17 protein-coding genes are annotated in these 20178 nt (G+C 73.1%); 6 read left to right on the top strand and 11 right to left on the bottom strand.

The window, feature by feature from the left end; all coding sequences use genetic code 11:
- Positions 1–38: 38 nt before the first annotated feature.
- The 6 genes from whiA to OG861_RS23560 form a co-directional block, all read right to left on the bottom strand.
- Entirely contained in the window at positions 39–1034 is a 996-nt protein-coding gene (gene whiA, locus OG861_RS23585) for a DNA-binding protein WhiA (RefSeq protein ID WP_030237199.1), read from the bottom strand.
- Positions 1025–2089 carry a gluconeogenesis factor YvcK family protein gene (locus OG861_RS23580; protein ID WP_329194300.1) on the bottom strand — a complete coding sequence of 355 codons (1065 nt, stop codon included), beginning with the start codon at positions 2087–2089 and terminating at the stop codon, positions 1025–1027. Before OG861_RS23580 ends, whiA begins: the two co-directional genes overlap by 10 nt.
- A complete protein-coding gene (gene rapZ, locus OG861_RS23575) occupies positions 2086–3087 on the bottom strand; it encodes an RNase adapter RapZ (protein WP_329194302.1) in 1002 nt (333 codons plus the stop codon). Before rapZ ends, OG861_RS23580 begins: the two co-directional genes overlap by 4 nt.
- Positions 3084–5072, bottom strand: coding sequence for an excinuclease ABC subunit UvrC (gene uvrC / locus OG861_RS23570; RefSeq protein WP_330261856.1), 1989 nt, complete (start codon positions 5070–5072; stop codon positions 3084–3086). The genes rapZ and uvrC overlap by 4 nt, the downstream gene beginning before the upstream one ends.
- A gap of 559 nt (positions 5073–5631) precedes the next feature.
- On the bottom strand, positions 5632–6414 hold the full coding sequence (locus OG861_RS23565) for a hypothetical protein (RefSeq protein WP_329194306.1): 783 nt from the start codon (positions 6412–6414) through the stop codon (positions 5632–5634).
- Positions 6415–6418: 4 nt separating this feature from the next.
- The gene (locus OG861_RS23560; RefSeq protein ID WP_329194308.1) at positions 6419–7009 is read right to left on the bottom strand and encodes a papain-like cysteine protease family protein; all 591 of its coding nucleotides are present in this window, start codon (positions 7007–7009) and stop codon (positions 6419–6421) included.
- 229 nt (positions 7010–7238) lie between these two features.
- On the opposite strand from OG861_RS23560, the gene OG861_RS23555 reads away from it, so the two are divergent.
- Entirely contained in the window at positions 7239–8177 is a 939-nt protein-coding gene (locus OG861_RS23555) for a hypothetical protein (protein WP_329194310.1), read from the top strand.
- A 31-nt stretch (positions 8178–8208) separates the two neighbouring features.
- On the opposite strand, the gene OG861_RS23550 is transcribed toward OG861_RS23555, so the two are convergent.
- Complete coding sequence (locus OG861_RS23550; RefSeq protein ID WP_329194312.1) at positions 8209–8640, bottom strand: Rieske (2Fe-2S) protein; 432 nt, start codon at positions 8638–8640, stop codon at positions 8209–8211.
- A gap of 82 nt (positions 8641–8722) precedes the next feature.
- On the opposite strand from OG861_RS23550, the gene OG861_RS23545 reads away from it, so the two are divergent.
- Entirely contained in the window at positions 8723–9634 is a 912-nt protein-coding gene (locus tag OG861_RS23545; RefSeq protein ID WP_329202104.1) for a carbohydrate kinase family protein, read from the top strand.
- On the opposite strand, the gene OG861_RS23540 is transcribed toward OG861_RS23545, so the two are convergent.
- A complete protein-coding gene (locus tag OG861_RS23540) occupies positions 9624–10229 on the bottom strand; it encodes a TetR/AcrR family transcriptional regulator (RefSeq protein ID WP_329194314.1) in 606 nt (201 codons plus the stop codon). The genes OG861_RS23545 and OG861_RS23540 overlap by 11 nt on opposite strands.
- A gap of 68 nt (positions 10230–10297) precedes the next feature.
- Between OG861_RS23540 and OG861_RS23535 the strand changes: the two genes are divergently transcribed.
- Complete coding sequence (locus OG861_RS23535) at positions 10298–10948, top strand: NAD(P)-dependent oxidoreductase (protein WP_329194316.1); 651 nt, start codon at positions 10298–10300, stop codon at positions 10946–10948.
- A 45-nt stretch (positions 10949–10993) separates the two neighbouring features.
- On the opposite strand, the gene uvrA is transcribed toward OG861_RS23535, so the two are convergent.
- On the bottom strand, positions 10994–13963 hold the full coding sequence (uvrA, locus tag OG861_RS23530; RefSeq protein ID WP_329194318.1) for an excinuclease ABC subunit UvrA: 2970 nt from the start codon (positions 13961–13963) through the stop codon (positions 10994–10996).
- A 186-nt stretch (positions 13964–14149) separates the two neighbouring features.
- Here uvrA and OG861_RS23525 point away from each other — a divergent pair, with 186 nt between their 5' ends.
- From OG861_RS23525 to OG861_RS23515, 3 genes are all read left to right on the top strand, one after another.
- Positions 14150–14842: a maleylpyruvate isomerase family mycothiol-dependent enzyme gene (locus OG861_RS23525; RefSeq protein WP_330261855.1), complete on the top strand. Its 693-nt coding sequence runs from the start codon at positions 14150–14152 to the stop codon at positions 14840–14842.
- A 9-nt stretch (positions 14843–14851) separates the two neighbouring features.
- The gene (locus tag OG861_RS23520) at positions 14852–15508 is read left to right on the top strand and encodes an MBL fold metallo-hydrolase (protein ID WP_329194322.1); all 657 of its coding nucleotides are present in this window, start codon (positions 14852–14854) and stop codon (positions 15506–15508) included.
- A 146-nt stretch (positions 15509–15654) separates the two neighbouring features.
- Complete coding sequence (locus OG861_RS23515; protein WP_329202106.1) at positions 15655–16971, top strand: MFS transporter; 1317 nt, start codon at positions 15655–15657, stop codon at positions 16969–16971.
- 10 nt (positions 16972–16981) lie between these two features.
- On the opposite strand, the gene OG861_RS23510 is transcribed toward OG861_RS23515, so the two are convergent.
- Positions 16982–17965, bottom strand: a complete 984-nt coding sequence (locus OG861_RS23510) for a TerC/Alx family metal homeostasis membrane protein (RefSeq protein WP_329194324.1) — start codon at positions 17963–17965, stop codon at positions 16982–16984.
- A gap of 337 nt (positions 17966–18302) precedes the next feature.
- A complete protein-coding gene (locus OG861_RS23505) occupies positions 18303–20162 on the bottom strand; it encodes a TerD family protein (protein WP_329194326.1) in 1860 nt (619 codons plus the stop codon).
- Positions 20163–20178 lie beyond the last annotated feature (16 nt).

Below are 20178 nucleotides of genomic sequence, written 5' to 3'. Positions count from 1 at the left end.
TGCTCCGTACGGAGACCGGCCCGAGGGCCGAGGGGGGTTCAGCCGGCCATGTTGTCGGCCAGTTCCTCGCTGAGGTCGAGGTTCGACTCCGTGCCCGGGATGCCCAGGTCCTGCGCCCGCTTGTCGGCCATCGCCAGCAGCCGCCGGATCCGGCCCGCGACCGCGTCCTTGGTCAGCGGCGGGTCGGCGAGCGCGCCCAGCTCCTCGAGGGAGGCCTGCTTGTGCTCCATGCGCAGCCGGCCGGCCGCGGCGAGGTGCTCGGGGACCTCCTCGCCGAGGATCTCCAGCGCGCGCTGCACGCGCGCTCCGGCGGCCACCGCGGCCCGCGCCGAGCGGCGCAGGTTGGCGTCGTCGAAGTTCGCGAGGCGGTTGGCGGTGGCGCGCACCTCGCGCCGCATCCGCCGCTCCTCCCACGCCAGAACCGACTCGTGGGCACCCAGCCGGGTCAGCAGCGCGCCGATCGCGTCGCCGTCGCGGACCACGACCCGGTCCACCCCGCGCACCTCGCGCGCCTTCGCGGCGATCGAGAGCCTGCGGGCGGCGCCCACCAGGGCCAGGGCGGCCTCCGGTCCCGGGCAGGTGACCTCCAGGGAGGAGGACCGGCCCGGCTCGGTGAGCGAGCCGTGGGCCAGGAAGGCGCCGCGCCAGGCCGCCTCGGCGTCGCAGGTGGCCCCGGAGACCACTTGCGGGGGCAGACCCCGGATGGGGCGGCCGCGCCCGTCCACCAGGCCGGTCTGGCGGGCCAGCTGGTCCCCGCCGGCCACGACCCGGACGACGAAGCGGCTGCCGCGGCGCAGCCCGCCCGGGGCCATCACCACCAGGTCCGAGGAGTGCCCGAAGATCTCCAGGATGTCCTTGCGCAGGCGCCGGGCGGCGATGCCGGTATCGAGCTCCGCCTCGATGACGATGCGGCCGCTCACCAGGTGCAGCCCGCCCGCGAACCGAAGGATCGCCGAGACCTCGGCCTTCCTGCAGCAGGTCCGGGTGACGGGGAGGCGGGAGATCTCATCCTTCACCGCGGGCGTCATCGCCATGGGCCGATCCTTCCATGCATCCGAAAAATACGGTCGTACGCGGCGGCCAGCAGCTCCGGATCATGCTTCGGAGCCCCGTCCTGCCTGGCCACGGGCGCCAGCTCGACCGCGGCGCCGAACCGTTTTGCGGCATCGGCCAGGGACTCGCGGTCGGGCACGGCGGCCTCGTCGGCCAACACCACGTCCAGGGCGAGTTTAGGGGCGTGTCGGGCCAAAACCTCCAAATGACGCTGCGGAGAGAAGCCCTCTGTTTCACCGGGCTGCGGCGCGAGGTTCAGCGACAGCACCCTGCGGGCCTTCGTCGTGATCAGCGCGTCGAGCAGTTCCGGCACCAGCAGGTGCGGGATCACCGAGGAGAACCAGGACCCCGGCCCGAGCACCACCCAGTCCGCGTCGAGCACGGCCGCGACCGCCTCCGGCACGGCCGGCGGATCGCCGGGGACGACCTGTACGGACAGCACCTCGCCCGGGGTCAGGGCCACCGTGGCCTGCCCCCGCACGGTGTCCACGTCCTGCGGGCGCGCCGGGTCGTGGCCCTTGACCAGTGCCTGGAGCTCCAGCGGGACCGCCGACATCGGCAGCACCCTGCCCTGCGCGCCGAGCAGCTTGCCGACCAGGTCGAGCGCCTGCACGGGGTCGCCGAGCTGCTCCCACAGGGCGACGATCAGCAGGTTGCCGACCGCGTGCTCGTGCAGGTCCCCCGCCGACTGGAACCGGTGCTGGATGACGCGGGCCCAGGTCTGGCCCCACTCGTCGTCCCCGCACAGCGCGGCCAGCGCCTTGCGCAGGTCCCCGGGCGGCAGCACGCCGAGCTCCTCGCGGAGCCGGCCGCTGGAGCCGCCGTCGTCGGCGACGGTGACCACGGCCGTGAGCTCGCCGGTGATCCGGCGCAGCGCGGCCAGGGAGGCCGACAGGCCCATGCCCCCGCCGAGGGCGACGACCTTGGGCGCGACCACCTTGGCGGCGGCGCGGCGCCCGGTGCGGCCCGCGCCGTCCTCACCCCGGCCGGGGGCGAGACGGCGCAGGCGGCGCAGGCGCAGGGAGCGTCCGGTCACTCGCGCCCCATGTCCCGGTGGACGACGACGGTCTCTACTCCCTCGGAGGCGAGGCGGGCCGCGAGCTTCTCGGACATGGCCACGCTGCGGTGCTTGCCGCCCGTGCAGCCGACCGCGATGGTCACGTACCGCTTGCCCTCACGGCGGTAGCCGGTGGCGATGAGCTGGAGCAGCTCGGTGTACCGGTCGAGGAACTCCTTGGCGCCGGGCTGGCTGAACACGTACCCCGACACCTCCGGGTTGAGCCCGGTGAAGGGGCGCAGCTCCGGGACCCAGTGCGGGTTGGGGATGAACCGGCAGTCGACGACGAGGTCGGCGTCGACGGGGAGGCCGTACTTGTAGCCGAAGGACATGACGGTGGCCCGCAGCTCGGGCTCCTCGTCACCCGCGAACCGGGCGTCCATCTTGGCGCGCAGCTCGTGCACGTTCAGGCTGGAGGTGTCGATGACGAGGTCGGCGTCACCGCGCAGCTCGCGCAGCAGGTCGCGCTCGGCGGCGATGCCGTCGACGATGCGCCCGTCGCCCTGGAGGGGGTGCGGGCGGCGGACCGACTCGAAGCGGCGGACCAGCGCGTCGTCGGAGGACTCCAGGAAGACGATGCGGCGGGTGACCCCGCGGGACTCCAGGTCGGCGAGGGACTCGCGCAGGGCGTCGAAGAACTGGCGGCCGCGGACGTCCACGACGACGGCGATGCGCGCCACGTTGCCCTGCGAGCGGGCGCCGAGCTCCACCATGGTGGGGATCAGCGCCGGCGGGAGGTTGTCCACGACGAACCAGCCGAGGTCCTCCAGGCACTTGGCCGCGGTACTGCGGCCGGCCCCGGACATCCCGGAGATGATCACCAGCTCGGGGATGGCCGCCTCGGCGGTCTCGCCGGGCTCCACTGTCGTGCCCGTACTCACCTGTGCTCCGTCTCGGTCGTACTCGGTGTCGTTCTGGTCAGCTGCGTTCGCCGCGGCTTCGTTCGCCGCGTGGTCGTTCGCCGGTCGCTCGGTCATGGCGTTGTCCCCCGTTCGGACTCGTCTTCGATGATCTCTCCTGTCGCCATGTTGACGGCAGGACGGGCGGGGACGGCCTGGGCGAGCGCGGCGGCCACGGTCTCGGCCGTCTTGCGGCCTATGCCGGGGACCTCGCAGATCTGGTCGATTGTCGCCGCTCTCAGCTTCTTCACCGAACCGAAGTGCTTGATCAGGGCCTGCTTGCGGCTCTCGCCGAGACCGGGCACCTCGTCCAGCGGGCCCGCCTTGAACCGCTTTCCGCGCTTGTTGCGCTGGTACTGGATGGCGAAGCGGTGGGCTTCGTCACGCACCCGCTGGAGCAGGTAGAGGCCCTCGCTGGTGCGGGGCAGCACCACCGGGTCGTCCTCGCCGGGCAGCCACACCTCCTCCAGCCGCTTGGCGAGGCCGCACACCGCCACGTCGTCGATCCCCAGCTCCTCCAGGGCCCGCTTGGCTGCGGTGACCTGCGGCCGGCCGCCGTCGACCACGACGAGCTGCGGCGGGTACGCGAAGCGCTTGGGGCGCCCGTCGTCCTCTTCGGGGCCGTTCGTCTCCCCGTCTTCCGGGGACCACTCGCCCGTCTTCAACTTCTCCTGGAGGTAGCGCCTGAAGCGCCGGGAGACCACCTCGTGCATGGAGCGGACGTCGTCCTGCCCTTCGAACGACTTGATCTGGAAGCGCCGGTACTCGCTCTTGCGGGCCAGACCGTCCTCGAAGACGACCATGGAGGCCACGACGTCGTCGCCCTGGAGGTGCGAGATGTCGAAGCACTCGATGCGCAGCGGCGCGCCGTCCAGCTCCAGGGCCTCGGCGATCTCCTCCAGGGCGCGGGAGCGGGTGGTGAGGTCGGCGGCCCGCTTGGTCTTGTGCAGGGCGAGGGACTGCTGCGCGTTGCGGTGGACGGTCTCCATGAGGGCCTTCTTGTCCCCGCGCTGTGGGATGCGCAGGCTGACCTGCGAACCGCGCCGCTCGGCGAGCCACTGGCCGAGCACCGGCGTGTCCTCGGGCAGGGCGGGCACCAGCACCTCCTTGGGGACGGCCTCGCCCTTCTCCTCGCCGTACAGCTGCTGGAGGGCGTGCTCGACCAGGCCCGCCGTGTCGACGGCCTCCACCTTGTCGGTGACCCATCCGCGCTGGCCGCGGACCCGGCCGCCGCGCACGTGGAAGATCTGCACGGCGGCTTCCAGCTCGTCCTCGGCGACCGCGATGAGGTCGGCGTCGGTGGCGTCGGCGAGCACGACGGCGTTCTTCTCCATGGCCCGGCGCAGGGCCCCTATGTCGTCGCGCAGCCGGGCGGCCTTCTCGTACTCCATCTCCTCGGCCGCCTCGTGCATGTCCTTCTCCAGGCGGGAGAGGTAGGTGCCGGTGCGTCCCGCCATGAAGTCGCAGAAGTCCCCGGCGAGTTCGCGGTGCTCCTCGGGGGTGACGCGGCCGACGCAGGGGGCGGAGCACTTGCCGATGTAGCCGAGCAGGCAGGGCCGGCCGATCTGGGCGGACCGCTTGAACACCCCGGCGGAGCAGGTCCGCACGGGGAACACCCGGAGCATCAGGTCGACGGTCTCGCGGATCGCCCAGGCGTGGCCGTAGGGCCCGAAGTAGCGCACGCCCTTCTTCTTGGGGCCGCGCATGACCTGGACCCGGGGGTACTCCTCGTTCATCGTCACGGCGAGGGAGGGGTAGCTCTTGTCGTCCCGGTACTTGACGTTGAACCGGGGGTCGAACTCCTTGATCCAGGAGTATTCGAGCTGGAGCGCCTCGACCTCGGTGGAGACGACGGTCCATTCGACGGAGGCGGCGGTCGTCACCATGGTGGCGGTACGGGGGTGCAGGTTCGCGACGTCCTGGAAGTAGCTGGCCAGGCGTTGGCGCAGGCTCTTGGCCTTCCCGACGTAGATCACCCGGCGGTGCTCGTCGCGGAACTTGTAGACGCCCGGGGACTCGGGGACCTGCCCCGGCTGGGGGCGGTAGCTGGAGGGGTCGGCCATGCCAACCACCCTACTGTCGCCGACGGACAACCCACCCCCACGCCTCTCCCCCGGCCGGGGCTGCTGCACCGGATCCCGGGGGCACCCCGGCCGGGAACGTTCCCCCGCCCCGCCGTGAACGGCCCCCGGGCCCCTGCCGCACCGCCTGCCCGGCATGACGGGCCGGGGCGGGGGCCCGGGCGGACGGGCCCGGGCGGGCGCGGGCGGGCGGGCGCGGGCGGGCGCGGGGCGGCCGTCCCGGGGAGGGCGGGGCCGCGGGGGCTTGCCGCCGGAGGCGGGACGGGGCGGAGCCCCCGACCGCCCTGCGCGCGCGGCGGTCGGGGGCTCGGGGGCGCACGACCGGGGGGCCGGGGGCTCGCCGCCGGTTTCGGGAAGGGGCGGGGAGGGCCCTGGCCGCGCAGCGGGCCCGGCCAGGGCGCCGCACCCGACCCGGCCGGGCTCGCACCCCCCGTCCCGGGGGGCCGGGCAGCGGGACGGGGCCTGGGCGGGCCCCGCCGAGCCCTGCCGCCTGGCGGGGCGGCAGGGCCCGGCGGGGCTGGGGGCCCAGGGCCCGGCGGAACTAGGGGCGCAGGGCCCGGCGGCGGCGGATCAGGGCGCCGACTCCGGCCCCCGCCAAGGCCAGGCCCCCGGCAGCGGCACCGGCCGGGATGTCCGGGGAGCTGCCGGCGGAGCCACCCGCGTAGCCCCCGGCCTTACCGGCCTTCGCGTACGCCGATCCCGGCAGCTTGTCCCCGTACGCCCGGGCGACCCGCGCCCGGTACGCGGCCAGGCTCGTTCCCCCGGCGCCGACGGCCCGCTCCGCGTCCTCGTCCAGCGGCAACACCTCCGCTCCCCGGGCCACGTACCACGCGTCGATCTGCGGCTCCCGGAACACCGTCCCGCCCGGCAGTTTCTCCGCGCCGAGCCGCGCGTAGCGGAACTCGTCGTCGCCGGTGGCGATGTTCACCACCTGCCATCCGGCCTCCGTCCGCGCCGTCCACAGCGCGGCCTGCTGACCGTCCGAGGAGACCGCCTTGCTGGCGAGGAACTCCAGCCGGGCGACCGGCGCCCCGGCCTTGCCGGCCACGAAGTCCGGCGAGAGGTAGTTCACCCCGATCGCCTCGCCCTCCACCCGCGGCTGCGCGGCGGTCACCGCGACCTTGCCCTCCCGCGCGAAGAACCGGGACAGGGTGGCCATCGTCGCGGGCGCGGCGGCCGCCTGTCCGGCCGCCGCCTTGACCTCGGCGGTAGCGGACTGCGGCTGCGGCACGGGGGCCGCCTGCGCCTGGGGTGCCAGCGCCAGGCAGGCGGCGGCGGTGGCGAGGACCGCGACGGCGGCGGTACGCAACTGGTCGGCGTTCACGCGGTCACGCTCCGATCCGGTAGAGGGAGTGGGTCCAGGAGAAGGTGCTGTTGTCGACGTACCAGGCGTGGGAGGCCCAGTTGTAGCGGTTGTTGGAGGGCCAGGGGTCGCCCCAGTACACCCAGCTGCTGGCGGTGTCGTAGCCGTACAGGACGTGCATGTGACCGCCCCCGTTGGACCACTGGATGCGGGTCTCCACCGGCCGGTTGGCGTTGATCTCGCTCTGGACGGTCGAGTACTGGAGCCATCCGGTGACGTACGAGCCGGAGTTGATGCCGGCCCAGCGCAGGGCGGTCTGGACGTTGCCCAAGGTGGCTTGGTTGTTGGGGCATTCCGTGCCCTGCTGGCGGTTGAAGGCGGCGTTGCAGAACTGGTTCTGGCTGTAGTTGCGGCCGAACCAGGTGGCGATGGTGTTGCCCGAGGCGGCCCAGCACCAGTTGGTCTTCTGCTGCGCCTGCATCGTGATGTCCAGGCGGTTGTAGGACAGTGCGGATTCCGTGCCGGCATCGGCGGCGGTGGCGGTGCCGGCGGGCAGTGCGAACAGCAGGGCGGTGAGGAAGGCGGCCAGGGAAAGCCGCCGGTTGGGGTTGCGCATCGCGTTCCTCCCGTGGGGGGGAGTGGGGATGGAGGAGCGCGTCCGGACGCTGAGGGGAGCATCAGGGTGTTGTCGCGATCAGGTCAACAGGCTTCAATGCACGGTGACATCGCGGTGTGAACGGCGGGGCGCCGGTGTGAACGGCGGCCGTCCCGTCACCTGGACCACAGACGTCACCGGCGCGGTCCCCCGCCCCGCCACACGTGAACGTTCACAGGAGGGAGGACCGGTGCCGCCGAGCCCCGAAAGCGACCCGGACCTGCCGCGACTGCTGCGCGGCGGCCCCTTCCACCTCGCGCTGCGCGCCGCGCTCACCGCCCGTGGCCTGCCCCTGCACCGGGTGCAGCACCGGCTCGCGGCCCAGGGCATCAAGGTCGGCGTGACCAGCCTCAGCTACTGGCAGCAGGGCGCCCGGCGCCCGCAGCGGCCCGAGTCGCTGAGGGCCGTACGCGCCCTGGAGCAGATCCTGGAACTGCCCGAGGGAACGTTACTGCGACTGCTGTCCGCACCCCAGGGCGCCCGGTCCGCCCCCAACCGTCCGCCCGCCCGCTCGTACCGGGCCCTGGTCAGCGCGGGTGCCGCGGTGGACGAGCTGCTGGCCGGCCTGGAACTGCCCGCCGACGGCGGCCTCCACACGGTCGGCCACCACGAGCGGGTGCGCGTCGGCGCGGGTGGCGAGCTGCTGGACCGCGCCTCGCAGCACGTCGTACGGGCCCACCGCGACGGCGTCGACCGCTACCTCGCCGTCCACCACGGCGACCCGGGCTGCGACCCCGAGCGGATCCGGGTCCGCGCGGGCGAGAACTGCCGGACCGGCCGGGTGCGGTGGCACCGCGAGGCCGGGGTGATGGTCGCCGAGCTGCTCTTCGACGCCCGGCTGCGCAGCGGCGACACGTACCTCTTCGGCTACGGCTTCGAAGACGGCACGGGCGGCCGCTGCACCGAGTACGTACGCGGGTTCACCTACACCGGCGGCCAGTACGTGCTCCAGGTCCGCTTCGACGAGGCGGCGCTGCCGGTGCGCTGCCGGCGCTTCGCCCGCAGCAGCCCGGGCGCGCCGCGCACCGCACTGGCGGATCTGACCCCGAGCGGGCGCCACCGGGCCGTGCACCTCGTGGAGGAGTCGGTCCGGCGCGGCATCCTGGGCATCGCCTGGGACTGGGACTGAGCCGGGCCGTGCGCCCGGCCGCCCTTCGCACTCAGCCGGCGATCAGCTTGCCGCCCTCCGCCTTGACGGGGACCGGCGACAGCGGGTCGGCGGCCGGGCCGCGCAGCACCTTGCCGGTGCTCACGTCGAAGCGGCTGCCGTGGCAGGGGCAGTTGCCCTGCCCTTCGACGATTTTGTCCAGGATGCAGCCCGCGTGCGTGCACTGGGCGCTGAACGCCTTGTACCGGCCCTCCGCCGGGCAGCTGACGACGAGCTTGTGCTCCCGGTAGAGCTTCGCGCCCCCGACCGGGACCTCCGCGACCGCGCCGAGCTCGACCGGCTCGGCCGGGACCGCCGGGGAGCCCGCCGCGCCGCTCGCCCCGGGGGAGCAGGCCGCGAGGGCCGGTCCGGCGCCGGCAGCCCCGGCGAGGGCGGCCGCGCCCTTGAGCACGGTGCGGCGGGCGGCGGGCGGGGACGCGGACATGCGGTGCTCCTGGTGTCGTGGGGGCCGGCGGCCGGCCGGGCCCACCCGACGATACCGCCGCCCGATGGGGTACTTTCCCCGCGTGATCGTCGTCGGTGGAGAAGCCCTGATCGACCTGGTGCCCCTCGCGGAGCCGCCGGGCGCCCTCGCGCCCCGGCCGGGCGGCGGGCCGTACAACACCGCGCTGGCGCTGGGGCGGCTCGGTGAGCGGGTCGCCTTCTGTTCCAGGGTCTCCGCCGACGGGTTCGGCGAGAGCCTGCTGGCCGGGCTGCGGGCCGCCGGGGTGGACCTCTCGCTGGTGCAGCGCGGGCCGGAGCCGACGACGCTCGCCGTGCCCTCGCTGGCACCGGACGGCTCGGCCGCGTACCGCTTCTACGTCGAGGGCACGGCCGACCGGCTGTTCAGCCTGCCGCCCGCGCTCCCCTCCGCTGCACGGGCCCTCGCGCTCGGGACCTGCTCGCTGGTGCTGGAGCCCGGCGCGAGCGCGTACGAGGCCCTGCTGCGCCGGGAGTCCGGGCGCGGGCTGCTGACCCTGCTCGACCCCAACATCCGCCCGGCGCTGATCGCGGACCCGGGCGCGTACCGCGAGCGCTTCCTGCGCATGCTCCCGTACGTCTGTGTCTTGAAGCTCTCGGAGGAGGACGCGGCGTGGCTCGGCGGCCGGATCTGCGACTGGCTGGCTGCGGGGCCCTCGGCGGTGGTGCTGACCCGGGGCGCCGCCGGACTCACGGCATGGACGCGGGAGGGCGCGGAGCACACGGTGGCGGCCCGTCCGGTGACCGTCACCGACACGATCGGCGCCGGCGACACCGTCAACGCGGCACTCCTGCACCGCCTGACGGGGGCGGGCGTCAGCGGGTCGGCGGGCGGGCCGGACGCGGCCCTGCGGGGCGTGGACTGGCCGGACGTACTGGCCTACGCGGCGCGTGCGGCGGCGCTGACCTGCACCCGGGCGGGAGCGGAACCCCCGTACGCGGCGGAGCTCAGCGCATAGCGGCCCAGAGGGTGCCGGCCACGGAGGAGGCGAACTCCTCGACCGGCCGCACCACTTCCTCTCCCGAGAAGTGCAGGAAGAACGCCCGTTGGAAGCATGCGCCGAGCAGCAGCGCGGCGGCGGCTTCGGGATCGGCGTCCGGGCGCAGCCTGCCGCGCTCGCGCTCGCGGCGCAGGTGCCCGGCGAGGGCGTCGCGGATGACGTGGGGCCCGGTGCCGATCTGCTGGACGCCCTCGCGGTGCCGGGTCAGCAGGGCGGGCTCGGCGAAGAGGGAAGCGGCCATGGGCATGGCGTCGGCGTAGAACAGCGAGGCGTGGCGCGCGATGGCGAGGAGGCCCTCCTCGACCGGGCGTTCGTCGTGCTCCGCCCCGAGCTCGGCCATGAGCGGCGCGGCGTTGGGCGTGCGCTCCATGAGGACGCGTACGAAAAGTTCCTCCTTGTTGGCGTAGTGCTTGTAGAGCGCGGCCTCCGAGCAGCCCGCCTCGCGGGCGATGGCCTTGGTGGTGGTGTTGGCCAGGCCGACGGTGCGCATGAGCGTCTCCGCCGCGTCGAGCAGCCGCTCGGGGGTGGGACGGCTTGACTTCGAGGTGAGCATTCACTCACTCTAAGGGTGTTCAGGGGTGAGTGAATACTCACCCACCCACGGGGAGGCGGGAGCCGGTCATGAAACTCACGGTGTTCGGAGCCACGGGCGGCGTCGGCCTGGAGGTCGTCCGCCAGGCCCTCGATGCCGGCCATGAGGTGACGGCGGTGGTCCGCGACCCGGCGCGGCTGCCGGTGCCGGCGCACGAACGGCTCCGGGTGGCGGTGGTGCGCGACCTGACGGACGAGGAGGCGCTGGTACCCGTCCTCACCGGGCGGTCGGCGGTCATCTCGGCGCTGGGCTCGCCGAGCAACAAGCAGGCGCGGCTGAACCCGGTCACCGGTCCGGCGCTGCGGGCCATCGTGTCGGCCATGGACCGGGCGGGGGTGGACCGCCTCGCGGCGGTCAGCGCGGCTCCGGTGGGACCGGACGTGCCGCAGGACGGGGTGCTGGCCCGGAAGGTCTTCCTCCCGCTGCTGCGACGGGCGCTGCGGGACCTGTACGCGGACCTGGCCGTCATGGAGACGGTGATACGTACGAGCGGTACGCGGTGGACGGTGGTCCGACCGCCGCGCCTGCTGAACCGGCCCGGGACCGGGCGCTACCGCCGGGTCATCGGCGCCAACGTCCCCGGCGCCCGCACCATCCCCCGCGCGGACGTCGCGGACGCCCTGCTGGCCTCCCTCACGGACCCGGCCACCTTCGACCGCGCGGTGGGCGTGGCGTCCTGAAGCGCCGGCGGGGCCGGCTGTCAGCCGGCCCCGCCGGGTTCGCCCCTACGCCTTGCGGGCCTTGGCCACCGCCTTCTTCGCGGGGGGCGTCGCCTTCTTGGCCGGGGCGGCCGCCTTCTTGGCCGGGGCCCGCTTGCGGGCCGGCGTCGCCGTCGGGGCGGCGTCCGAGATGCGGTCCGCGCCCAGGATGTCCCGGAGGAACTTGCCCGTGTGGCTGGCTCCCACGGAGGCGACCTGCTCCGGCGTGCCCTCGGCGACGACGAGGCCGCCGCCGTAACCGCCCTCCGGACCCATGTCGACGACCCAGTCCGCCGTCTTGATGACGTCGAGGTTGTGCTCGATGACGATCACCGAGTTCCCCTTGTCCACCAGTCCCGACAGCACCTTGATCAGCTTCGAGATGTCCTCGAAGTGCAGCCCCGTCGTCGGCTCGTCCAGCACGTACACCGTCCGGCCCGTCGACCGCTTCTGCAGCTCCGACGCCAGCTTCACGCGCTGCGCCTCACCACCCGACAGCGTCGGCGCCGACTGGCCGAGCCGGACGTAGCCGAGCCCCACCTCGTTCAGCGTCCGCAGGTGCCGCGCGATCGTCGGCACCGCCTCGAAGAAGTCCAGGGCCTCCTCGATCGGCATGTTCAGGACCTCGGCGATGGACTTGCCCTTGTAGTGGACCTCCAGCGTCTCCCGGTTGTACCGGTCGCCGTGGCACACCTCGCACGGGACGTAGACGTCCGGCAGGAAGTTCATCTCGATCTTGATCGTGCCGTCACCGGAGCAGTTCTCGCACCGGCCGCCCTTGACGTTGAAGGAGAAGCGGCCCGGCAGGTAGCCGCGCACCTTCGCCTCCATCGTCTCCGCGAACAGCTTGCGCACGTGGTCGAAGACACCGGTGTACGTCGCCGGGTTGGACCGCGGGGTCCGCCCGATCGGCGACTGGTCCACATGCACGACCTTGTCGACCAGGTCGTCACCCTCGACCCGGGTGTGCCGGCCCGGAACCGACCGGGCGCCGTTCAGCTCGCGCGCCAGGTGCGTGTACAGGATGTCGTTGACCAGCGTCGACTTGCCGGAGCCGGACACACCGGTCACGGCCGTGAGCACGCCCAGCGGGAAGGACACGTCGATGTCCCGCAGGTTGTTCTCCTTCGCGCCGTGGACGGTCAGCTTCCGCTCCCCGTTCACAGGACGCCGCACGTCCGGCAGCGGGATGGACCGCTTGCCCGCCAGGTACTGCCCCGTCATCGACTCGTTGTTCTTCAACAGGTCCTTGAGGGAGCCGCTGTGCACCACCTTGCCGCCGTGCTCGCCCGCGCCCGGACCGATGTCCACGACCCAGTCGGCCACCTTGATGGTGTCCTCGTCGTGCTCGACCACGATCAGGGTGTTGCCCATGTCGCGCAGCCGCACGAGGGTCTCGATCAGCCGGTGGTTGTCCCGCTGGTGCAGGCCGATGGAGGGCTCGTCCAGTACGTACAGCACGCCCACCAGACCGGAGCCGATCTGCGTGGCCAGCCGGATGCGCTGGGCCTCGCCCCCCGAGAGGGTGCCGGCGGCGCGGTTCAGCGACAGGTAGTCCAGGCCGACGTCCACGAGGAAGCGCAGCCGCTCGTTGACCTCCTTGAGGACCCGCTCGGCGATCTTCTTGTCGCGGGCGTCGAGCCGCATCTGCCCCAGGAAGTCGGCGCACTCGCTGATCGACATCGCGGCGACCTCGGCGATGGACTTCTCCATCACCGTCACCGCGAGCACGATCGGCTTGAGCCGCGTGCCTTCACAGGTCGGGCAGGGCACCTCGCGCATGTAGCCCTCGAAGCGCTCTCGGCTCGCGTCGCTCTCGGATTCCGCGTGCCGCCGCTTGACGAACGGCACGGCGCCCTCGAAGGCGGTCGTGTACGCCCGCTCGCGCCCGTACCGGTTGCGGTAGCGGACCTCGATCTGGGTGCGGTGGCCGTACAGCAGCGCCTTCTTGGCGCGCTGCGGCAGCCCGGCCCACGGGATGTCCGTACGGAACCCCAGCTCGGCCGCGAGCGCACCGATCAGCCGCTGGAAATAGTCCTTGGTGTGGCCGAGCGACCACGGGGAGACCGCGCCCTCGTCCAGGGACTTGTCCTCGTCCGGAACGATCAGATCGGGGTCCACCTCCATGCGCGTGCCGATGCCCGTGCACTCGGGGCAGGCGCCGAAGGGGGAGTTGAAGGAGAAGGAGCGCGGCTCCAGCTCCTCGAAGGACAAGTCGTCGTACGGGCAGTAGAGGTGCTCGGAGAACATCCGCTCACGCTCGGGGTCGTCCTCGGCGAGGTCGACGAAGTCCAGGATCACCATGCCGCCGGAGAGGCCGAGGGCCGTCTCCACCGAGTCCGTGAGCCGGCGCTTGGCGGAGTCCTTGACGGTGAGGCGGTCGATGACCACCTCGATGGTGTGCTTCTCCTGCTTCTTGAGCGTGGGCGGCTCGGAGAGCTGGATCGTCTGCCCGTCCACCCGGGCGCGGCTGTAGCCCTTGGTCTGGAGGTCGGCGAAGAGGTCGACGAACTCGCCCTTGCGCTCGCGCACCAGCGGCGAGAGCACCTGGAAGCGGCTGCCCTCGGGCAGCCCGAGCACCTTGTCGACGATCGCCTGCGGCGACTGGCGCGAGATCGGACGGCGGCACTCGGGGCAGTGCGGCTTGCCGATGCGGGCGAACAGCAGGCGCAGGTAGTCGTAGACCTCGGTGATCGTGCCGACGGTGGAGCGCGGGTTGCGCGAGGTGGACTTCTGGTCGATCGAGACGGCCGGGGAGAGGCCCTCGATGAAGTCGACGTCGGGCTTGTCCATCTGCCCGAGGAACTGCCGGGCGTAGGACGAGAGCGACTCGACGTAGCGGCGCTGGCCCTCGGCGAAGATCGTGTCGAAGGCCAGGGAGGACTTGCCCGAGCCGGAGAGTCCGGTGAAGACGATGAGGGAGTCGCGGGGCAGGTCGAGCGAGACGTTCTTCAGGTTGTGCTCGCGAGCGCCACGAACGATGAGACGGTCGGTCACGCCGGTCCGCACCTTTCTTGAGAGAGCGGGGGGCACGGGCCCCCGTCCCAGGGTATGGGGGGCGCCTTAGCGGTGGGGTGGTGCTTGACTTCCGAGCGTATAGCACGCGCATTCGATTTACGGCACGCGCAAGACGGCTTCACCCGATCGTGTGGCCGACGCCCCGCGCGCACTAGGCTCGGCCCTATGACTGATCATGTGCACGACCTGCGATCTGTACGTGAAGCCACGGAGCGGCTGCTGACCGCGGTCGCGAAACTGGACAACGCCGCCCTCGCCGAGCAGTCACATCTGCCCGGCTGGACCCGTGGCCACGTGCTGGCCCACCTCGCCCGCAACGCCGACGCCCTCGTCAACGTCCTCGAGGGCCGGCCGATGTACGCGAGCGCCGAAGCACGGGACGCGGACATCGAGAGCGGTTCGGGCAGGCTCCTGGTGGAACAGCTGGAGGACGTCCGTAATTCCGCGGACCGCTTCCAGGCCGTCACAGACGCCGTCCAGGACTGGTCGCAGACCGTCGAGCTGCGGGGCGGCGTCACCGACCTCGCCTCCAACGTGCCGTTCCGCCGGCTCGTGGAGGTGGAGCTGCACCACGTGGACCTGGACGCCGGCTACGGCCTGGCGGACCTGCCCGAGGAGTTCACCCGGCGCGAGATCGCGTTCCTCGCCGACCGCTGGGCCGGACGCCCGGACGTACCGCCGGTCACCCTCCGGACGCCCCATGACGACGGCGTCTGGCACACCGGCTCCGCCGCAGGTGAGGCCGTGACCCTGACCGGGCCGCCGGCCGAGCTCCTGGGCTGGCTCGCGGGCCGCGAGTCCAAGGGCGCCCGCCTGACCGTCGACGGCGGGGCCCTGCCGGCCCTCCCCCCGCTCTAGGATCGGGTCATGACGTACAGCGGAGCGGTCAAGGTCGGCGGTCCTGCCGACGTGCACGAACTCGCGGACCTGATGATTTCCAAGGTCGCGGTGGGCGAGATGAACAACAACGCCTACCTGCTGCGCTGCCGGGCCACCGGCGAGCAGCTGCTGATCGACGCGGCCGCCGAGGCGGACACGCTGCTGGGCCTGATCGGTGACGACGGCATCGCCTCCGTCGTCACCACCCACCGCCACGGCGACCACTGGGGCGCGCTCGCGGCCGTGGTCGAGGCGACGGGTGCGCGGACGTACGCGGGCGCGCACGACGCCGAGGGGATCCCGGTCCCGACCGACGTCCTGGTCGAGGACGGCGACACGGTCACGGTGGGGCGGGTCACGCTGACCGCCCGCCACCTGGTCGGGCACACCCCCGGCTCGATCGCGCTGGTCTACGACGACCCGCACGGGCACCCGCACGTGTTCACCGGCGACTGCCTGTTCCCGGGCGGCGTCGGCAACACCTGGGGCGACCCGCAGGCCTTCGTCCGGCTGCTCGACGACGTGGAGGAGAAGCTCTTCGCGCGCCTGCCGGACGAGACCTGGGTCTACCCGGGCCACGGAAACGACACCTCGCTCGGCGCCGAGCGGCCCCACCTGGCCGAGTGGCGCGAGCGCGGCTGGTAGTACCGCACTCACCTGCGGGGCGGGTCAACACGGGGCGCGCGAGCACTCCTTCCGGTCGATCATGGCCGGACGCGCGCCCTTCGTCCCCGGGGCGGGGTAATTGCTGCACCATGCAACAAGACCCCTCCCCGGGCCGCTCCCCCTCGATGCCGCGGCTCGCTCTGGCCTCCCTCGCCGGGACCGCCGTGGAGTTCTACGACTTCTTCGTCTACGGCACGGCCGCCGCCCTGGTGCTCGGCCCGCTCTTCTTCCCGTCCTTCTCACCCCTCGCCGGGACCCTCGCCGCCTTCGGCACCTTCGGCGTCGGCTTCCTCGCCCGCCCCCTGGGCTCCGCCGTCTTCGGCCACATCGGCGACCGCTACGGGCGCCGCCCCGTGCTGCTCGGCTCGCTGCTGCTCACCGGCCTGGCCACCGTGGCGGTCGGCTGCGTGCCCCCCTACGCCTCCATCGGCACGGCCGCGCCCGTCCTGCTGCTCCTGCTGCGCTTCCTCCAGGGGCTCGGGCTGGGCGGCGAGTGGGGCGGCGCGGTGCTGCTGACCGCCGAGCACGCCCCGCCGGGCCGGCGCGGGCTGTGGTCGAGCTTCCCGCAGACGGGGCCGCCGGTGGGTTTCGTACTGGCCAACGGGATGGTGCTGGCCCTGTCGGCCGCCCTGACCGAGGAGCAGTTCACCGCCTGGGGCTGGCGGGTGCCGTTCTGGGCCGCCGGGCTGCTGGCCCTGACCGGGCTGTGGCTGCGCCGCTCCGTGGAGGAGACCCCGCAGTTCCGGGCGCTCGCGGAGACCGGGCGGCGCGCGAAGGCACCGCTGTCCGACGTGGTCCGCGGTCACTGGCGGCTGCTCCTGCTGACCGGTGGCGCCCTCGCCTGCGGATACGCCGTCTTCTACGCGGCCACCACCTGGTCCCTGGCCTACGCGACGGGGCACCTCGGGGTGGACCGCACGGTGGTGCTGGCCTGCATCATGACGGCCGTCGTGCTCCAGGGCCTGCTGACCCCGCTGCTGGCGGTGCTGGGCGACCGCTACGGCCGCAAGCCCCTGTGCCTGACCGGCTGCGCGGTCTGCGCGGTGTGGATGCCGCCCTTCGTCGCGCTGCTGTGCACGTCGGATCCGCTGCTGATGACGCTGGGGCTACTGGGCGGCCTGTTGGGCATGGTGACGACCTTCGCGGTGGTGGGGGCGTACCTTCCCGAGCTGTACGCCCCGCACGTGCGGTGCACCGGGGCGGCCGTCGGCTACAACCTGGGCGGCGTGCTGGGCGGCGCCCTGACCCCGATCGTGGCGACGGCGCTGGCGGACGGCGCCGGCCCGCCGTGGGGCGTGGCCCTGTACCTGAGCGGTATGGCCCTGGTGAGCCTGGCCTGCTTCGCGCTCCTGCCGGAGACGAACCCCGCCGTCGCGGGGCCGGCCGCGGCCCCGGGCGCGGGTACGCAGGAGGGGGCGGCCGGAGCGGCCGCCCCCGTGTAGCCGCCGGGGATCAGGCGTCGACGCTCTGCGGGCGGGCGGCCTCCTCGGCGGCCGCCTGCTTCTTGGAGGCGATCAGGCTGGTGACCGTGGTGACGGCCAGGACACCGCAGATGACGCCCAGGGAGACCGGGATGGAGATCTGCGGGACGTGCACCCCCGACTCGTGCAGCGCGTGCAGCAGCAGCTTGACGCCGATGAACCCGAGGATGACGGACAGGCCGTAGCTGAGGTGGACCAGCTTCTTGAGCAGGCCGCCGATGAGGAAGTACAGCTGGCGCAGACCCATCAGCGCGAAGGCGTTGGCGGTGAAGACGATGTACGGATCCTGGGTGAGGCCGAAGATCGCGGGGATCGAGTCGAGGGCGAACAGCACGTCGGTGGTGCCGATGGCGAGCATGACGACCATCAGCGGGGTCAGGACGCGCTTGCCGTTGCTGCGGATGAAGAGCTTCGTACCGTGGTACCTGTCGGCGACGCCGAACTTCTTCTCGACCGACTTGAGGAGGCGGTTCTCCTCGAACTCCTCCTCCTCTTCGTCCTTGCGCGCCTCCTGGATCAGCTTCCAGGCGGTGTAGATCAGGAAGGCGCCGAAGAGGAAGAAGATCCACGAGAAGCTCGCGATGATCGCGGCGCCGGCCGCGATGAAGACCGCGCGGAGCACCAGGGCGATCAGTACGCCGACCAGCAGGACGCGCTGCTGGAGGTGGGACGGCACGGCGAACTTCGCCATGATCAGGACGAAGACGAAGAGGTTGTCCACACTCAGGGACTTCTCGGTGACGAAGCCCGCGAAGAACTCCTGGGAGGCCTGGCCGTTGCCGAAGAACAGCAGGCCGAGACCGAAGAGCACGGCGAGGACGATCCAGACGACCGTCCAGATGCCGGCTTCCTTGATGGTCACGTCATGGGGTTTGCGGCCGATGAGGAAGTCGGCTCCGATGAGGATGCCGAGACCCAAGATGGTCAGCACCCAGAGGGTCGTTGAAACGTCCATTGTCTACACGCCTCCGGCGGGATGGCTCAGCACTGCGTCAGCGTCATCGCTGCCGGAGGTCTCTTCCACCCGGGCGGCCTGGAGGCCGCGGGCCGACGCCCCGGGACCGGCTCCGGTCCCTTGACCGGGCAGGGTCCGTATTGACGGGCACGCCGTAGCAGGAAAGCAGGAATACTCCCCTCCGCGCTTCCCAGGTTAGCCGCCGGAGGGGGTGAAGGTAAAGAGGAACCCAAGAAAAGGTCAGCGAAGGGTCACCCGGAGGTCATGGCCGGACCGGGTACACCGCAGGCCGGGTACACCGCAGGGCATAGGGCGGGCACCTCGGGCCGGACGCACCTCAGGGCCGGGCGCCGCGCCGCGCCTCCCCCATCCGCTGGACCGCCTGCTCCAGCGCCCGGTCCAGGACCGCGCTGTGCTGCGGCGGAAGGTCCGGTTCGAAGGTCCAGGCGTGGTGGACCCACGGGTCGGCCAGGTGGTGGTCCGGTACGGGCGACAGGCGCATCAGCGCCCGCCACAGGGGGTCGAGCAACGGCCCGTACGCCGAGGCCTCGTCGCGGTCGGCCACCATCAGCAGGTGCACGCCGACCGACGGCCCCTCGTCGGCCAGGTAGCGCAGCCGGGTCACGGCGCGGTCGTCGAAGCCGTGCGGGAAGTCGTGCACGATCAGCAGCTGGTCGGCCGGATCCACATCCGGGGGCAGCTCCTCGGGCGCCCCGGCGCGCACCGCCATCTGCACGAGGTCCACCCGTCGGGTCAGCCGCTCCAGGGTCTCGGTGACGCCCGCCGCGCCCGCGGCGGGCGGGGCGGCCAGCACGCCCGAGCGGACGAGGGGCGCCAGGGCGGCGGCCCCGGCCCCGGCCGCGTCGATGACGTGGACGGAGAACCGGCCGCCCGGGTGGACGGCGAGCAGCCGCACCGCGTGCGCCACGGCCATGTCCATGGCGAGACGGCGCAGCCGGTCGGTGTCCATGGTCATGGCGGCCTCGGAGCCGGTACGGCCGTTGTCGATCCACAGGCCGCGCTCCAGCGGGAGCCGCATCAGCATCGGCACCCGCAGGCCCGGCGCCTCGGGCAGGCTCAGGTCGCCCAGGCGCAGCGCGAGCGGGTCTTCGTCCGGCGCGCCCGCGCCGTGCCACACGGGGTTGTCCCAGCGGGCGTACGCGGCGGGCAGCGCGGGTTCGACGACCTCGGACTCGGCGCGCAGCTGGGCGAGGTCCCGGTCGAGCACGGCTTGGGCCCGGGCGACGAGTTCGTCACGGCGGGCGCGCGCGGCGTCCCGCGCCGCGTTGCCGGCGAGGCGGGCGCGGGGGTCGGACAGGGCGTCGTCCAGTTCCCGGTCGAGCCGGGAGTCGGCGAAGTCGACGGCGCTGCGGTAGGCGGCCACCGTGCGCGCCAGGTCCTCGAACATGCCCCAGACCTGGTTGTAGAGCCGCTCCTCCATGGACCAGCCGCTGGCGTCCCCCGCGACGGGGCGCGGCGCCGTCCCGGGTTGTTCGGGAGCCTCGGGCGCGGGCGCCGGCTCGGGCGGCTCGGTGGTGGTGCGACGCCGGCGCGGGTGCGCGTAGTCGATGGCCGTCGGCGCGGGGGCTGCGGCCGGGTCTGCGTCCCGGCCGGGCAGGTCGCGCGGTGCGGCGGGTGCGGCCGTCACCAGGGGGGTGTCCACCGCCAGGGCCGCCGCGGCCAGTGCGGTGGCGGCCGGGCCGGGCAGTCCGGCGTCTGCGAGCAGGGCGCCCAGCCCCTCGGCATAGCCCTGGCCGACGGCGCGGACCTTCCAGGCGTCCTGCCTGCGGTACAGCTCCAGGGCGACGACGGCGCTCTCCGGGTCCAGCCCCGTCATCGTGTAGGCGGCGGCCTCGGCGCCGTCGGGTCCGGCCACCGCCACGTGCGGCGCCGGGACCGCGCCGAAGCGCGCCGGTCCGCCGGGCGGCAGGGCGAGCACCACGCGGACCCGGTGCACGGCCGCCCCCACGGCGTCGAGGTCCAGGGGGAACCGGTGCCGCTCGGCCGCCGCCCCCGGTGCCTCGAGCCCCGGAAGGACCCGGGCGCCGGGGTGCGCCAGCGCCTCGGGACCGGGCAGTCGGCCCTCGTCGTCTCCGGCCGAGACCAGGGCCAGTACGGGGGTACCCGCCGTGACCCTGATCTCCACCTGGTGCCGGGACAGGGGGTGGTTCTGCCCCCGGACCAATTCGGCCGTCATCGTGCAGCCCTCCCCC

It is taken from the genome of Streptomyces sp. NBC_00539 (assembly GCF_036346105.1).
In the GTDB taxonomy this organism is placed as follows: domain Bacteria; phylum Actinomycetota; class Actinomycetes; order Streptomycetales; family Streptomycetaceae; genus Streptomyces.
Note: the sequence above shows the minus strand (reverse complement) of the source record. Positions and strands in the feature narration are given on the sequence as shown.

Coding starts and splice junctions, on each gene's coding strand:
- whiA (WP_030237199.1), bottom strand. CDS start 1,034: ATGGCGATGACGCCCGCGGTGAAGGATGAGATCTCCCGCCTCCCCGTC.
- rapZ (WP_329194302.1), bottom strand. CDS start 3,087: ATGACCGAGCGACCGGCGAACGACCACGCGGCGAACGAAGCCGCGGCG.
- uvrC (WP_330261856.1), bottom strand. CDS start 5,072: ATGGCCGACCCCTCCAGCTACCGCCCCCAGCCGGGGCAGGTCCCCGAG.
- OG861_RS23560 (WP_329194308.1), bottom strand. CDS start 7,009: ATGCGCAACCCCAACCGGCGGCTTTCCCTGGCCGCCTTCCTCACCGCC.
- OG861_RS23550 (WP_329194312.1), bottom strand. CDS start 8,640: ATGTCCGCGTCCCCGCCCGCCGCCCGCCGCACCGTGCTCAAGGGCGCG.
- OG861_RS23540 (WP_329194314.1), bottom strand. CDS start 10,229: ATGCTCACCTCGAAGTCAAGCCGTCCCACCCCCGAGCGGCTGCTCGAC.
- OG861_RS23535 (WP_329194316.1), top strand. CDS start 10,298: ATGAAACTCACGGTGTTCGGAGCCACGGGCGGCGTCGGCCTGGAGGTC.
- OG861_RS23525 (WP_330261855.1), top strand. CDS start 14,150: ATGACTGATCATGTGCACGACCTGCGATCTGTACGTGAAGCCACGGAG.
- OG861_RS23520 (WP_329194322.1), top strand. CDS start 14,852: ATGACGTACAGCGGAGCGGTCAAGGTCGGCGGTCCTGCCGACGTGCAC.
- OG861_RS23515 (WP_329202106.1), top strand. CDS start 15,655: ATGCCGCGGCTCGCTCTGGCCTCCCTCGCCGGGACCGCCGTGGAGTTC.
- OG861_RS23510 (WP_329194324.1), bottom strand. CDS start 17,965: ATGGACGTTTCAACGACCCTCTGGGTGCTGACCATCTTGGGTCTCGGC.
- OG861_RS23505 (WP_329194326.1), bottom strand. CDS start 20,162: ATGACGGCCGAATTGGTCCGGGGGCAGAACCACCCCCTGTCCCGGCAC.